Source organism: Streptomyces sp. PL-25 (assembly GCF_058344915.1).
Genome location: NZ_CP136997.1, coordinates 5,636,452 through 5,651,210 on the forward strand (window position 1 = coordinate 5,636,452; position 14,759 = coordinate 5,651,210).

Below are 14,759 nucleotides of genomic sequence, written 5' to 3' on the forward strand. Positions count from 1 at the left end.
GCACAACGGTAGTTGCTTTCGAAAGGTTGCGCCAAACACACGTTCGAGTGAAAAAACGAGGATGGCGTGACTTGATCATGTGTGTCGGTGTATGGGTGGCGCGGTGTCCGGCGGACAAAAGGGCCTATTGCTGTACTCTTCACCGCCGGGGCGCGGCCCGGTGCGGTCGCGGCCCCAGTCTGCCACCGGGGGCCCGCGGACAGGGCGCCGAGCCCTCTTCCGCCCGGGAGTCCCACGCGTCCTCCGTGCGGCGTTCACGGTATCTCCGTACCCGCGCGCGCGGGTACGGGCGGGCGCCGGAGTGTCCCGTTCCGCGTGTGCGGACGTACGGTGCGTGACCGTGCCCCGGCAGTGCCCCCGTGGCGGCCGTGCGACACGCGCGGATTTCGCAGCCCGTACGGACCGATCCCTACATCTAGTGGTTGGATAGCTACAGCAGCCCAGAAGTTGTGGTGCCCCGGGTCTTGGACCCTCTCGTCATCGCCTATGCTGGGGGCTGCTTCGGCGGGGCCCATGAGGCCCGGCGAGGCCATCGAGTCTGCTGTGAGGAGGGTTGGAGCCCATGCACTGCCCCTTCTGCAGGCACCCCGACAGCCGTGTGGTCGACAGCCGTACGACGGACGACGGCACGTCGATCCGCAGGCGCCGCCAGTGCCCCGACTGCTCTCGCCGGTTCACGACCGTCGAGACGTGCTCGCTCATGGTGGTCAAGCGGTCGGGGGTCACCGAACCCTTCAGCCGCACCAAGGTGATCAACGGCGTGCGCAAGGCGTGCCAGGGCCGCCCGGTCACCGAGGACGCGCTGGCCCAGCTCGGCCAGCGGGTGGAGGAGGCGATCCGGGCCAGCGGGAGCGCCGAGGTGGCCGCCCACGAGGTGGGGCTCGCCATACTCGGCCCCTTGCGGGACCTCGATCTCGTCGCCTACCTGCGGTTCGCGTCCGTGTACCGGGCGTTCGACTCGCTGGACGACTTCGAGTCGGCCATCGCGGAACTGAGGGAAGACGCGCGACCCCCCGGCGCGGAGGACGGCGACAGCGCCGTCACGGGGGGCCAGGAAGACGATCGCGGGCGCGGCGGGACGGCTGAGGTCCCCCTGCCCGCGCGCGCCGCCGACTGATCGGCGGGCCCGGTCCGGACCGCGTGTCCGGACCCGGCCGGGCGGCGGCGAGGAAGACGGCTGCGGGCGGCGGCGACAGACGTGCCCGCAGCACCAGACAGAACACCGTGTCTCGGAACATTCGGGGCACTTCTGGGCGTTTTCGCCCGTATCAGGGAGGCGGCATGACAGAGACGGCGAGCGGTCCGGCACGAGGTTCCCGCGCCAAGGGCGGCAAGGCGGGGAACAAGGGACTGCACATCGAGCGCATCCACACCACCCCCGGCGTGCACCCGTACGACGAGGTGAGCTGGGAGCGCCGTGACGTCGTCATGACCAACTGGCGCGACGGCTCGGTCAACTTCGAGCAGCGTGGCGTCGAGTTCCCCGACTTCTGGTCGGTGAACGCGGTCAACATCGTCACCAGCAAGTACTTCCGGGGTGCCGTGGGCACCCCGCAGCGCGAGACCAGCCTCAGGCAGCTGATCGACCGCATCGTGAAGACGTACCGGAAGGCCGGTGAGGACCACAAGTACTTCGCCTCGCCCGCCGACGCCGAGATCTTCGAGCACGAGCTGGCGTACGCCCTCCTGCACCAGGTCTTCAGCTTCAACAGCCCCGTCTGGTTCAACGTGGGCACCCCGCAGCCCCAGCAGGTCTCCGCCTGCTTCATCCTGTCCGTCGACGACTCCATGGAGTCGATCCTCGACTGGTACAAGGAAGAGGGCATGATCTTCAAGGGCGGCTCCGGGGCCGGCCTGAACCTCTCCCGCATCCGCTCCTCCAAGGAACTGCTCTCCTCCGGCGGCAACGCCTCGGGACCGGTCTCCTTCATGCGCGGCGCCGACGCCTCCGCCGGCACCATCAAGTCCGGTGGCGCCACCCGCCGCGCCGCCAAGATGGTCATCCTCGACGTCGACCACCCCGACGTGGAGGACTTCATCGAGACCAAGGTGAAGGAGGAGGAGAAGATCCGCGCCCTGCGCGACGCGGGCTTCGACATGGACCTGGGCGGCGACGACATCACGTCCGTCCAGTACCAGAACGCCAACAACTCGGTCCGTGTGAACGACGAGTTCATGAAGGCGGTCGAGCAGGGCGGGAAGTTCGGTCTGCGCGCCCGGATGACCGGCGAGGTCATCGAGGAGGTCGAGGCCAAGTCGCTGTTCCGCAAGATGGCCCAGGCCGCCTGGGCCTGCGCCGACCCGGGCATCCAGTACGACGACACGATCAACCACTGGCACACCTGCCCGGAGTCCGGCCGGATCAACGGCTCGAACCCGTGCAGCGAGTACATGCACCTGGACAACACGTCCTGCAACCTCGCCTCGCTGAACCTGATGAAGTTCCTCAAGGACGACGGCAAGGGCAACCAGTCCTTCCAGTCCGAGCGCTTCGCCAAGGTCGTCGAGCTGGTCATCACCGCGATGGACATCTCGATCTGCTTCGCGGACTTCCCGACCCAGAAGATCGGCGAGAACACCCGCGCCTTCCGCCAGCTCGGCATCGGCTACGCCAACCTCGGCGCCCTGCTGATGGCGACCGGCCACGCCTACGACTCCGACGGCGGCCGCGCGCTCGCCGGTGCCATCACCTCCCTGATGACCGGCACCGCCTACAAGCGCTCCGCCGAGCTGGCCGCGGTCGTCGGCCCGTACGACGGCTACGCCCGCAACGCGCAGCCGCACCAGCGCGTCATGAAGCAGCACGCCGACGCCAACGGCACCGCCGTGCGCATGGACGACCTGGACACCCCGGTGTGGGCCGCCGCCACGGAGGCATGGCAGGACGTGCTGCGCCTCGGCGAGAAGCACGGCTTCCGCAACTCCCAGGCGTCGGTGCTCGCCCCGACCGGCACCATCGGCCTGGCCATGTCCTGCGACACCACCGGTGTCGAGCCCGACCTCGCCCTGGTCAAGTTCAAGAAGCTGGTCGGCGGCGGCTCGATGCAGATCGTCAACGGCACCGTCCCGCAGGCCCTGCGCCGCCTGGGCTACCAGGAGGAGCAGATCGAGGCGGTCGTCGCCCACATCGCCGAGAACGGCAATGTGATCGACGCCCCCGGCCTCAAGCAGGAGCACTACGAGGTGTTCGACTGCGCCATGGGCGAGCGCGCCATCTCCCCGATGGGCCACGTCCGCATGATGGCCGCGATCCAGCCGTGGATCTCCGGCGCCATCTCCAAGACGGTCAACATGCCGGAGTCGGCGACCGTCGAGGAGGTCGAGGAGATCTACTACGAGGCGTGGAAGCTGGGCGTCAAGGCGCTCGCGATCTACCGCGACAACTGCAAGGTCGGCCAGCCGCTCTCCGCCAAGACCAAGGACTCCGGCAAGAAGACCGAGGCCGCCGCGGACGCGCAGCCCAAGGTCGAGAAGGTCGTGGAGTACCGCCCGGTCCGCAAGCGCCTCCCCAAGGGCCGTCCCGGCATCACCACCTCCTTCACCGTCGGCGGCGCCGAGGGCTACATGACCGCCAACTCCTACCCGGACGACGGTCTCGGTGAGGTCTTCCTCAAGATGTCCAAGCAGGGCTCGACCCTGGCGGGCATGATGGACGCCTTCTCCATCGCGGTCTCCGTCGGCCTCCAGTACGGCGTGCCGCTGGAGACCTACGTCTCGAAGTTCACCAACATGCGCTTCGAGCCGGCCGGTATGACCGACGACCCGGACGTGCGGATGGCGCAGTCGATCGTCGACTACATCTTCCGCCGCCTGGCGCTGGACTTCCTGCCGTTCGAGACGCGCTCGGCGCTCGGCATCCACTCCGCCGAGGAGCGTCAGCGTCACCTGGAGACCGGTTCCTACGAGCCGATCGACGAGGACGTCGACGTCGAGGGCCTGGCCCAGTCGGCGCCGCGCCAGACCGACCTGAAGGCCGTCGCCACGCCGAAGGCGGCGGCCGAGGCGGCCCTGCCCGCCCCGCAGCAGGCGCACACCAGCGCCGAACTGGTCGAGATGCAGCTGGGCATCCAGGCAGACGCCCCGCTCTGCTTCTCCTGCGGCACCAAGATGCAGCGGGCCGGCTCCTGCTACATCTGCGAGGGCTGCGGCTCGACGAGCGGTTGCAGCTGAGCTGACAACCGCACCGTGAGGTGACATGTAAGGGGCGTCGGCCATGGCCGACGCCCCTTACCCATGTGACCCAAGTGCCCGTACCGCCCGCTGGCGGTACGGCCCGTGCCGCCTACGGCCGGTCCGCGCCCATCACGGCGGTGAACTGCGCCGGGTCGCCCTCGTAGCCGCGGATGCCGGGGCGGAACTGCCAGCTTCCGGAGCCGTCGCGGGCGAACTCCGCGACGACGGCCGCGGTCGCGCCCAGTACGCCGCCGAAGTCGTCCTCGGCGAGCACGGTGTAGCCCTCGCGGATGCGCAGCCCCGGGTCGAGCACGTCGGCGAAGGGCCGGTGCGCGCCCGTCTGCTGAATGACCACGCCGACCACCACGCGCGCGTAGCGCTCGGAGAGCCGGTCCAGCTCCAGGGTCATCACCTCGTCCCAGCCGAAGCCCTTGCCGTCCGTGCTGTCCCGGTTGAGAGTGATCGTGCCGTCGGGCGAACGGCTGTCGAAATGCACCAGATAGTCCGGAGCGCCGTACGGATCGCCCGCCACGTAGGTGCCCGCCACTATGTCCAGGTCGGTGGGCGGCTGCCCCGTGGGACTCGGATCCCACTTCAGCGCGACCTCGACCTTGCGGATCCCCTTGCTGAGCCCGCTCACCGGACCTCCTCTTCCCCGTCGGCGTGCGCCCTGACTGTCCCAACCACCGGACCGCGCACGCTCGTTGTCCATCGTGCCACGGAGTCGGGGGCGCACGCGCGGGCGCTGTCCGCGCGAGAGTGACCGGTGCCACGCCCCAGGGCCGTACCATGGCGCGGTGCTGGTCAAGTGGATTCGCTGCACCGTGGTCGACCGCCGTGGGTTCGAGCGCGGGCAGCGGAAATGGGCGGGGCTTCTGGGTGAGCCGGGGTTTCGGGGGCAGGGGGGTGGCTGGAGCCGGGGACGGCAGGGGGTGGCGCACATCTTCGCCTTCTGGGAGAGCCGCGCCTTCTACGACTCCTTCATGGCCCGGTCCCACGACCGGCTCGCCGCCGCCCAGGCCGGGACCTTCAAGGACATGCAGGTCCGGCTCTTCGATCACCGGTTCGATGTGAAGACGGGCTTCGAGCCGCGTTTCACCGACGCCGACCTGGTGCGGGTGGCGCTCTGCCGGGTCCACGAGGAGCGCGCCGAGCATTTCACCCTGATGCAGGAGAAGGTCTGGAACCCGGCGATGGCCGGCTCGCCCGGCATGACCCGCGGTCTGTTCGGCGAGGCGCCGGGCAGCGAGTTCCTGGTGCTGTCCATGTGGCAGTCGGCCGCCGAGCACGGGAAGTACCGCACCGAACGGGTGGAGCGCCTCGCCCTGCGCGCCCAGACGGAGGCCGACGTGGCCGCCATGACCGGTGACATCGTGGAGCTGGAACCCGCCTGGACGGTGTGACCTCCGCCGTACGAGGGCCGCTCGATTCTCCGGTCGGCCCTCCTCCGCTCTAGTGTTTTGGCATGGCACGACCACGGCGCATCGTTCTTGTCCGGCACGGCGAGTCGACGGGCAATGTCGATGACTCCGTCTACGAGCGCGAGCCCGACCACGCGCTCGCGCTGACCGAGCGGGGCGTCCGGGAAGCGGAGGAGACCGGCAAGGAACTGCGCGACCTGTTCGGGCGCGAACGCGTCAGCGTGTACGTCTCCCCCTACCGGCGCACCCACGAGACCCTCCGCGCCTTCCATCTCGACCCCGGCCTCATCCGGGTCCGCGAGGAGCCGCGACTGCGCGAGCAGGACTGGGGGAACTGGCAGGACCGCGACGACGTACGCCTCCAGAAGTCCTACCGGGACGCCTACGGCCACTTCTTCTACCGTTTCGCCCAGGGCGAGTCCGGAGCCGACGTCTACGACCGGGTCGGTGGCTTCCTGGAGAGCCTCTTCCGCAGCTTCGAGGCCCCCGACCACCCGCCCAACGTCCTCCTGGTGACCCACGGCCTGGCCATGCGGCTGTTCTGCATGCGGTGGTTCCACTGGACCGTGGCCGAGTTCGAGGCCCTGTCCAACCCCGGCAACGGCGAGACGCGGATGCTCGTCCTCGGGGACGACGGCCGCTACACCATGGACCGGCCCTTCGACCGGTGGCGGGACCCGGAACCGTACGGCATATCCGGATAGACCGTACGGGATCTCCGGATAGAGTGGCCGGACGATGACCTCTGACTCCTCTTCCTCCGGGCGCCTGGAGCGCGCCCTCGCCAGTCTGCGCGGACTCTCGGTCGGTGACGCGCTCGGCTCGCAGTTCTTCGTACCGGCCGTCTATCCGCTCCTGCACCGCAGGGAGCTGCCCCCGGGCCCCTGGCAGTGGACCGACGACACGGAGATGGCCTGTTCCGTGGTGGCCGTGCTCGCCACGCACCACCGCGTCGACCAGGACGCCCTGGCCGAGTCCTTCGCCCGGCACCACGACTTCGACCGCGGCTACGGCCCCGCCGTCAACCGGCTGCTGCGCCTCGTCCGCGAGGGCGGCGACTGGCGCGAACTGGCCTCGTCCCTCTTCAACGGCCAGGGGTCCTGGGGCAACGGCGCCGCGATGCGCATCGCCCCCCTGGGCGCCTGGTACGCCGACGACCCCGAGCAGGCCACCCATCAGGCCGAGATCTCGGCCTACCCGACGCATCAGCACCGCGAGGCCGTCGTGGGCGCCATGGCGGTCGCCGCCGCGGCGGCCCTGGCCGCGGCGCCCGGCGGACCGCCGCGGCCCGAGGCGCTGCTGGACGGTGTGATCGCCCTGGTGCCCGCGCGCAGCGCCGTCGGCGCGGGACTGCGCCGCGCCCGCGACATGCTCGACTACGGCGACGCGAACACGGTCGCCGCCGTCCTCGGCTGCGGACGGCGTACGACGGCGCACGACACGGTGCCCTTCGCGCTCTGGTCGGCCGCGCGGTACCTCGGCGACTTCGAGGAGGCGTTCTGGCGGACCGCCCAGGCCGGCGGTGACGTGGACACCACGTGTGCCATCGTCGGCGGGATCCTCGCCGGGGCGGAGTCCGGCCGCCCGCCCGCCGAGTGGATCCACGGCACGGAGGCGCTGCCGGGCTGGCTGTCGGTACCCGCCTGAGCGGGTCCGCCGGACCACCGCACCTCCCTTCGCGCCGCGATTCACGAATGCGATCCAGGGCGGCGGGAGTGCGGGTCAGCGCCGGAGGCGCCGCGGTGCGGGACGGCAGGCTACGGGGCCGACGCCCGCCGTACCCCGGCGGCGTTCCGGCCCGGTGGTGCTCCCGGTGGCGCCCTCGCCTGACGGCGCATTGGTTCTGCGGGGAGCGCAGGCGTGCGTCCGCAGCGCAGGCGTACGCCGGTTGCGAAGCTGTACGCGTGTGTGAAGACGGCGGCCTTGATCGCGCGCCTCCGGACGCCCCGGCGACGGCCCCGCCGGTCCGCTGCGCGGGGACCCGGCGGGGCATCGGCGGCGGCGGTGCGGATGCCGAGGGAAACCGGGGTGTCGCACCGGGTTCCGGGCGGCGTACGCTAAGGGCGCCATGCCGTACGAACCACCCACTCACACCGTCGAGCGCTCCCTTCGCGCCACGACCGGAGCGAAGGTCATCGCAGGTGTCGACGAGGTGGGGCGCGGCGCGTGGGCCGGGCCCGTCACCGTCTGCGCCGCGGTCACCGGACTGCGCCGGCCTCCCGCCGGTCTCACCGACTCCAAGCTCCTCACCGTCAAGCGGCGGACCGAACTCGCCGTGGTGCTGGAGAAGTGGGTGACGGCCTACGCCCTCGGGCACGCCTCGCCCGAGGAGATCGACGAGCTGGGGATGACGGCGGCACTGCGGCTCGCCGCCGGCCGCGCGCTCCAGGACCTGCCGGTCCGTCCCGACGCGGTCATCCTCGACGGCAAGCACGACTACCTCGGCGCGCCCTGGCGGGTCCGTACGGTCATCAAGGGCGACCGGTCCTGTGTGGCCGTCGCGGCGGCCTCGGTGATCGCCAAGGTGCGTCGCGACAAAATGATGGCCGAACTGGGTGCCGACCATGCAGACTTCGGATTTGCGGCCAACGCCGGGTATCCGTCGCCTGTGCACAAGGCCGCGCTGGAGGAGCGGGGGCCCACCCCGTACCACCGGCTGTCGTGGGCGTATCTTGATGCGCTGCCGCGGTGGCAGCACCTCAAGAAGGCCCGGATCTGGGCGGACGGAAGCGTTCCGGAGATCGAGGGCCAGCTCGGCTTCGACTTCTGACGGGACCGCCCGCCCGGAAGTGCCACCCGCCGCCGCGGGCCGCACCGACGTTTGATAGATATCAGCTCATGCCTCTCATTCCCGAGGAGCCTCAGATTCACGAGAGTGCCCAGGGTCCCCGCGCCACTCCGGCCACCGGCCGCACCGCGCCGACCCCCCGTCCCGTACCCGGCCCCCGTCCCGCGGCTCCGCCGCGTCCCGGTCGTCCCGGCCCCGTGCGGCCCGCTCCGCCGGCGCAGCGGACGCCGCGGGACACGGCCGCCGCCAAGCCCGCCCCTTCGGGGCCGGCTGTCCCCGCCGCCCCGGCGGCTCCGCAGATCCAGCTGATCCCCGCCTCGGCCGAGGGAGCGCTCGACGCCGCCGAGGAAGCGGTCGACCTGCTCCTGGAGTCGGGTCGCGCCCCCGGGGAGGTGCTGGTGGTCACCACCGGTGACCCGCACCCGTGGGCCACCCACGAGCTGTCCTTCGGTGAGACGTCCTACTGGGCGCAGCACGACGCGGGTGACGACGTCTTCTACACGGACGCCGCCGGAACCTCCCGCGCCGCGTCCCGTGCCGTCGTCGTGGTCGCCGTCAACGGCGGCACCGGTGACGCCGTCGCCACCGCACTGCCGCTGGCCCACGCACGGGCCGGTGCCCTGCTGATCGTCTGCGGCGACCCGCAGCAGATCAACTCGGTGCTGGGCGCCGGCGTCTGAGACGTCCTGTCCCCGGCGCACGCGTCGGCCAGGACGTCCTGATCACGGGGGAGCGCAGGGCGACAGCCGTCGTTGCGGAACATCGCACGACGGCTGTTTCGGCGTACCCGGACGCCGCGTGGGCGTCCGGGGGGACAGGTGTCTGGGGGCGTGCGGGGTGCGTGAGTGGCGTGTGGGGGGTGCGGGGTGCGCGAGTGCGTGTGGGGGCGTGCGCGAGCCGAGCGGACGTGCGGGCGGGACGGATCCCAGGCGGCCCGGTCCGCTCAAGGGCGGCGGCCGGGAGCCGCTGCGGGCGTCAGCGGGCCGCCGCGCGGCTCAGCACCTCGGAGGCCGGGCCCCCGGTGCGCGGCGACGGTGGCCGGCTCTCCGTCGTACCGAGAGCCTCGGGCGCCGAGAGGGCGCTCGGTCTGCGGCCACCGCGCCCCTCGCCGAGGACCTGCCAGCCGTCCCGGGTCAGCGTGATGTACGCGCCGCAGCGCAGCCCGTGCAGGGTGCACGCGTCACGCAGCCCCCACATCCAGGCGCCGTCCTCCTCCGTCCACCGCGCGTCGCCCTCACGGCAGTAGAGCAGCACGGCGGTGCGCACCGGGGTGCGGCGTCGCAGGTCGTGCGGTATCACGCGGCGGAGCTGGGCGAGCAGGGCGTTGCGGAGCATCCAGCCGTCGGCGGGCGCGGCACGGCGCACGAACGAGGCGCTGGCACGCAGCCGCTCGTCGGGATCGAGCACGGCGACCACGGCGGTGGCCGGACCGGGGCGGTGCCGGGCGTGGAGTCCGCTGACGACCTCACGGGGGTTGCGCAGCAGGGGGATTCCCGCGGCGGCCCACTCCGAGGGTTCGAGCACGCGATGGGCGGAGGCGGGGGACGTCGACAGCGAGGCCGCCGAGGACGGAGCGAATCCGAAGGTCACGTTCCTCCCTTCGGCTACGCGCCCATGACTGCGGGCGGGGGCGGATGCAGGAGAGCGCACACCGCAGCAGAGCACTGCCGGGTCACGGCCGAGCCGAGCGGGGAGCGGACTTCAATTCTTCCTGTCGAACCGGAATGCGGCAACGAGCAATTGAGGCCGCCGACCTTTATCGGCTGACCCGCGCCTTATATCCCTACCCAGCGGTCCACCGCATGACGCCCGGGGCGGCCGGTCGGACACCCTACCGTCGTCTTCCCGTCATCTGCCCGACACCGTCCCCGCGCGGGCATCGCTCCGCCACGCCCCCGACACGCCCGCGCCACACCCCCGCCACGCCCTTCGCGGCGGCCGGGCGACGGCGCGGCCACCGTGCGGGTCCGGCCGGTCCCGGTGGGTGAGGTGGCCGGTTGTCAGTGGCATCGGGTTGCATGGGGGCATGGAACAACTGGACCTCCGCGCCGAAGCCGATGCCGTCCTCGCCGAGCTGGTCGGCGACCCGGGCGGTTCGGCGCGGCTGCGGGAAGACCAGTGGCAGGCTGTGGCGGCCCTGGTGGAGGATCGGCGCCGTGCCCTCGTGGTGCAGCGCACCGGCTGGGGCAAGTCGGCGGTGTACTTCGTGGCCACCGCTCTGCTGCGCAGACGCGGCGCCGGTCCGACGGTGATCGTCTCGCCGCTGCTGGCGCTGATGCGCAACCAGGTCGAGTCCGCGTCGCGGGCCGGCATCCGGGCGCGCACGATCAACTCCGCCAACCCGGAGGAGTGGGACACGATCTACGGGGAGGTCGAGCGCGGCGAGACCGACGTCCTCCTGGTCAGTCCGGAGCGGCTGAACTCGGTGGACTTCCGCGAGCAGGTGCTGCCCAAGCTGGCGGCCACGACCGGCCTGCTGGTGGTCGACGAGGCGCACTGCATCTCCGACTGGGGACACGACTTCCGCCCCGACTACCGGCGGCTGCGGTCGGTGCTCGCCGGGCTCGCCCCCGACGTGCCGGTCCTGGCCACCACCGCGACGGCCAACGCGCGCGTCACCGCGGACGTGGCCGAGCAACTGGGCACCGGCGCGAGCGAGGCCCTGGTGCTGCGCGGCTCCCTGGAGAGGGAGAGCCTGCGGCTGGGCGTGGTCCGGCTGCCGGACGCCGCGCACCGCCTCGCCTGGCTGGCGGAGCACCTGGAGGAGCTGCCGGGCTCCGGGATCATCTACACCCTCACGGTCGCCGCGGCCGAGGAGGCCGCCGCCCATCTGCGCCAGCGCGGCTTCACGGTCGCCTCCTACACCGGTCGTACGGAGAACGCCGACCGCCTCCAGGCCGAGGAGGACCTGCTCGCCAACCGGGTCAAGGCGCTGGTGGCCACCTCCGCGCTCGGCATGGGCTTCGACAAGCCGGACCTGGGCTTCGTGCTCCATCTCGGTTCGCCGTCCTCCCCGATCGCCTACTACCAGCAGGTCGGGCGGGCGGGGCGCGGTGTGGCACACGCCGACGTACTGCTGCTGCCGGGCAAGGAGGACGAGGCGATCTGGCGGTACTTCGCCGACACCGCCTTCCCGCCCGAGGCCCAGGTGCGCCAGACCCTCACGGCCCTCGCCGACGCGGGGCGCCCGCTGTCCGTCCCGGCGCTGGAGGCGGTGGTGGACCTGCGGCGCAGCCGACTGGAGACCATGCTCAAGGTGCTGGACGTGGACGGCGCGGTCAAGCGCGTCAAGGGCGGCTGGATCTCCACCGGCGAACCGTGGAGCTACGACGCCGAGCGGTACGCCTGGGTGGCACGGCAGCGGGCGGCCGAGCAGCAGGCCATGCGCGACTACGTGACCACGTCGCGGTGCCGGCTGGAGTTCCTGCGCCGGCAGCTGGACGACGAGGGCGCGGCCCCGTGCGGCCGCTGCGACAACTGCGCGGGACCGTGGGCCGACGTGTCCGTCTCGGACCAGTCGCTGACGACCGCCGCGCAGGAGCTGGACCGCCCCGGAGCCGAGATCGAGCCGCGCCGGATGTGGCCGACGGGCATGCCCGCGCTGGGCGTCGACCTCAAGGGCCGCATCCCGCCCGGCGAGCAGTGCTCGGCCGGGCGCGCCCTGGGACGGCTGTCCGACATCGGCTGGGGCAACCGGCTGCGCCCCCTGCTCGCGGAGAACGCGCCGGACGGCGCGGTTCCCGACGACGTCCTGCGGGCCGCCGTCGCCGTCCTCGCGGACTGGGCGCGCTCCCCGGGCGGCTGGGCGACGGACGCGCCGGACGCCCTGGCCCGCCCGGCGGGCGTGGTCGCGGTTCCGTCCACGACCCGCCCGCGGCTCGTCGGCTCCCTCGCCGAGGGCATCGCGACCGTGGGCCGCCTGCCCTTCCTCGGCACCCTGACGTACACCGGACCGGACGACGGCCGTGCGGTGCGCCGCAGCAACTCCGCGCAGCGCCTCAAGGCGCTGTCCCAGGCGTTCGCCATCTCCGAGCAGCTGGCGGACGCCCTGACCCGCTCTCCCGGCCCCGTCCTGCTCGTGGACGACAGCACCGACTCCGGCTGGACCCTGGCGGTCGCCGCCCGCCTGCTGCGCCGGGCGGGCAGCGGCCCGGTCCTGCCGCTGGTCCTCGCGACGGCGGGCTGATCCGGTGGCGGGGACCTGGACCTCGGTGCCCGGTTCCCGGGTCACGCGATGCGCTTCCACCTCTCGCCAAGAGCCACGGGAGAGGAAGCAGCGGGAGAGGCGTTCACGGGGCAGGGGCAGGGGCAGGGGCAGGGGCAGGGGCAGGGGGATGGCGGTGTCGGGTGTCGCCCCACTCCCGGCGGCCCAGGCGCGGTTCGGCGAGGTTCGGCCAGGGTTGTCGTGGGTTGACGTGTCCCTGGCCCGACTTATCCACAGGCGAAAGCGAAATGCTGGATTCCGCGAGATCGTCAGGGCATGACGAATCACGGTGAAACGACTGGATCGTGTGGAAACGGACCTTCCTTCGGAGACGGACCATTCGGTGGGGAAGCCTTCGGGGTGGGCCCTTCCGGGACCGAGCCCTTCGGAAGCGGGTCCCTCGGCTCCGGTGACATCACGTACGACGGAACCGGACCGAACCACCAGATCACCCTGCGCACCCCGGCCGAACTGGCCGACGCCCTGCCGTATCTGCTCGGCTACCGCCCCGAGGACAGCATCGTCCTGGTCGCCCTGCACGACCAGGACGGCCACGGCAGGTTCGGCGGCAGGGCCAGGGTCGGCATCCCGTCCGACCACGACGACTGGCCGGAGGCGGCCCGGCAGTTGGCGCGGGGACTGATCACGGGCAGCGAGCGCAGAGGGGTGATGCCCGAGCAACTGGTCGCCTTCCTCTGCCAGGAGCCGGCGAACGGCGAGACGGCGCGGGAGGTCGCGCGGCGGTTGCAGCCACTGGCCCAGATGCTGCGCAGGCAGTGCGGTCTCCTCGACGTCCCGGTGATCGAGGCCCTGTGCATCTCCGGTGGCCGTTTCTGGTCGTACTGCTGCCCGACCGACGGATGCTGCCCCGAGGAGGGATGGCCCATGGGCCTGCCCGGCACCTCGGTGCTGGCCGCGGCGGCGGCGTACGCCGGACTTCAGGTGCGCGGCAGCCTGAAGGAGCTGCGGGCCAGGCTGCTCCCCATGGAGACCTCGGCGGCACGCGCGCAGGAGACCGCGCTGGACACGGCGGGCCGGGCCCTGGTGCCGAGGATCCTCGACGAGGTGAGCCGTGCCGGGGTGGCCGAGGAGACGCTGGGACTCGCCGGGCGCGTCCTGCGCCGCTTCGCCGACGCACCCGTCGTCCCGGGCACGGTCGCCGCCGACCTCCGCGACGACCGGCTGCTCGACGACGGTGAAGCGGCCGTCCTGATCCTCGGCCTTCAGGACCGCACGACGCGCGACCGCGCGGCCGAGTGGATGGAGGGGGACGAAGCGGCCCCTGCCCTCCGCCTCTGGCGGGCCCTGGCCCGCCGCTGTGTCGGCCCCTACGGGGAACACGCGGCCGCGCCGCTCACCCTGGCGGGCTGGGTCGCCTGGTCCTCGGGCGACGGCCTGGAGGCCCGTGAAGCCCTCGCCATGGCGCTGGGCGCGGACCCCGACTACCTCTTCGCCCGCCTCCTCCACCAAGCGTGCAACGAGGGGCTGGACCCGGAGTCGGTCCGCCGTTGCCTCCGCGCGGAGCGCACGGGACGCCTGCAGCCGGCCGAGGTGGAAGAAGCAGCCGTCGAGGACCCGCCCGAGGGGCCTGCCCCGCGATCGTCCGGCGAGCAGCACGGCCCGGAAGCGGAAGCGGAGACGGAAGCGCAGGGCACAAGGAGGGCAAAGGGTCCTCAGGGCGCGGCGCCCGGCACCGACGCGGAGCGGCATCCGGCGCCCGGCCCCCGCAGCAGGTGCGCACCGGCGGTGGCAGCGGCCCCGTCCGGCCGGCGGCGTCGCGTACGAGGTGCCGCGGCGGCGTCCGGCCCCGGCACCGTCAGGCCGTCCGGCCGCACACGCCCGCGTGCCGCGGGCGCGGCGGATCCGGGCCGCCGCGGCGGCCGCCGACCGATCCATGAGCCGCAGCCCGACCCGTCCGGGGACGGCGCATGAACCCGCCGTACGGCCCGAACTATCGCACCCCTCTCATCCCTCCCGGCCCTGTCATCCCTCCCACCCCTTGCATTTCCACCTCTCTCACCCCTCTCATCCCTCCCACCCCTGTCATCCCTCCCACCTCTCGCCTCTCCACCTCTCCCACCCCTCTCGTCACACTTCCCGGCCCTCCGTACCGCCGCCATTCGGTCGGCTTCACCGGTCCCGGGCGTGACCCGGCCCCGCTCCGCGCCGTTCA

At 72.2% G+C, this 14,759-nt stretch carries 11 protein-coding genes; 9 read left to right on the plus strand and 2 right to left on the minus strand.

Annotated elements, in window-relative coordinates:
* The first annotated feature begins 562 nt into the window (after positions 1 to 562).
* Together nrdR and R4Z62_RS25400 are read left to right on the plus strand one after the other, a co-directional pair.
* The gene (gene nrdR / locus R4Z62_RS25395; protein ID WP_064535621.1) at positions 563 to 1,117 is read left to right on the plus strand and encodes a transcriptional regulator NrdR; all 555 of its coding nucleotides are present in this window, start codon (positions 563 to 565) and stop codon (positions 1,115 to 1,117) included.
* Positions 1,118 to 1,281: 164 nt separating this feature from the next.
* Complete coding sequence (locus R4Z62_RS25400) at positions 1,282 to 4,170, plus strand: vitamin B12-dependent ribonucleotide reductase (protein WP_491520974.1); 2,889 nt, start codon at positions 1,282 to 1,284, stop codon at positions 4,168 to 4,170.
* Positions 4,171 to 4,282: 112 nt separating this feature from the next.
* Here R4Z62_RS25400 and R4Z62_RS25405 read toward each other — a convergent pair whose 3' ends face one another.
* Positions 4,283 to 4,813 (minus strand): TerD family protein, encoded by a 531-nt coding sequence (locus R4Z62_RS25405; RefSeq protein ID WP_064535623.1) that lies wholly within the window; start codon positions 4,811 to 4,813, stop codon positions 4,283 to 4,285.
* A gap of 157 nt (positions 4,814 to 4,970) precedes the next feature.
* Between R4Z62_RS25405 and R4Z62_RS25410 the strand changes: the two genes are divergently transcribed.
* The 5 genes from R4Z62_RS25410 to R4Z62_RS25430 all read left to right on the plus strand — a co-directional run bounded on the left by R4Z62_RS25410 (position 4,971) and on the right by R4Z62_RS25430 (position 9,062).
* Complete coding sequence (locus tag R4Z62_RS25410; protein ID WP_355480121.1) at positions 4,971 to 5,576, plus strand: YdbC family protein; 606 nt, start codon at positions 4,971 to 4,973, stop codon at positions 5,574 to 5,576.
* A gap of 62 nt (positions 5,577 to 5,638) precedes the next feature.
* The gene (locus R4Z62_RS25415) at positions 5,639 to 6,298 is read left to right on the plus strand and encodes a histidine phosphatase family protein (RefSeq protein WP_064535625.1); all 660 of its coding nucleotides are present in this window, start codon (positions 5,639 to 5,641) and stop codon (positions 6,296 to 6,298) included.
* Between the two features lie 34 nt (positions 6,299 to 6,332).
* Positions 6,333 to 7,241 carry an ADP-ribosylglycohydrolase family protein gene (locus R4Z62_RS25420; RefSeq protein WP_491520975.1) on the plus strand — a complete coding sequence of 303 codons (909 nt, stop codon included), beginning with the start codon at positions 6,333 to 6,335 and terminating at the stop codon, positions 7,239 to 7,241.
* 421 nt (positions 7,242 to 7,662) lie between these two features.
* Positions 7,663 to 8,364, plus strand: coding sequence for a ribonuclease HII (gene rnhB, locus R4Z62_RS25425; protein WP_037889011.1), 702 nt, complete (start codon positions 7,663 to 7,665; stop codon positions 8,362 to 8,364).
* Between the two features lie 68 nt (positions 8,365 to 8,432).
* A complete protein-coding gene (locus R4Z62_RS25430) occupies positions 8,433 to 9,062 on the plus strand; it encodes a hypothetical protein (RefSeq protein WP_491520976.1) in 630 nt (209 codons plus the stop codon).
* A gap of 295 nt (positions 9,063 to 9,357) precedes the next feature.
* Here the strand turns inward: R4Z62_RS25430 and R4Z62_RS25435 are convergent, their stop codons facing one another.
* Positions 9,358 to 9,972, minus strand: coding sequence for a hypothetical protein (locus tag R4Z62_RS25435; RefSeq protein WP_064535629.1), 615 nt, complete (start codon positions 9,970 to 9,972; stop codon positions 9,358 to 9,360).
* Between the two features lie 436 nt (positions 9,973 to 10,408).
* Between R4Z62_RS25435 and R4Z62_RS25440 the strand changes: the two genes are divergently transcribed.
* Together R4Z62_RS25440 and R4Z62_RS25445 are read left to right on the plus strand one after the other, a co-directional pair.
* On the plus strand, positions 10,409 to 12,568 hold the full coding sequence (locus R4Z62_RS25440) for a RecQ family ATP-dependent DNA helicase (protein WP_491520977.1): 2,160 nt from the start codon (positions 10,409 to 10,411) through the stop codon (positions 12,566 to 12,568).
* A 294-nt stretch (positions 12,569 to 12,862) separates the two neighbouring features.
* Complete coding sequence (locus R4Z62_RS25445; protein WP_491520978.1) at positions 12,863 to 14,518, plus strand: DUF4192 domain-containing protein; 1,656 nt, start codon at positions 12,863 to 12,865, stop codon at positions 14,516 to 14,518.
* Positions 14,519 to 14,759 lie beyond the last annotated feature (241 nt).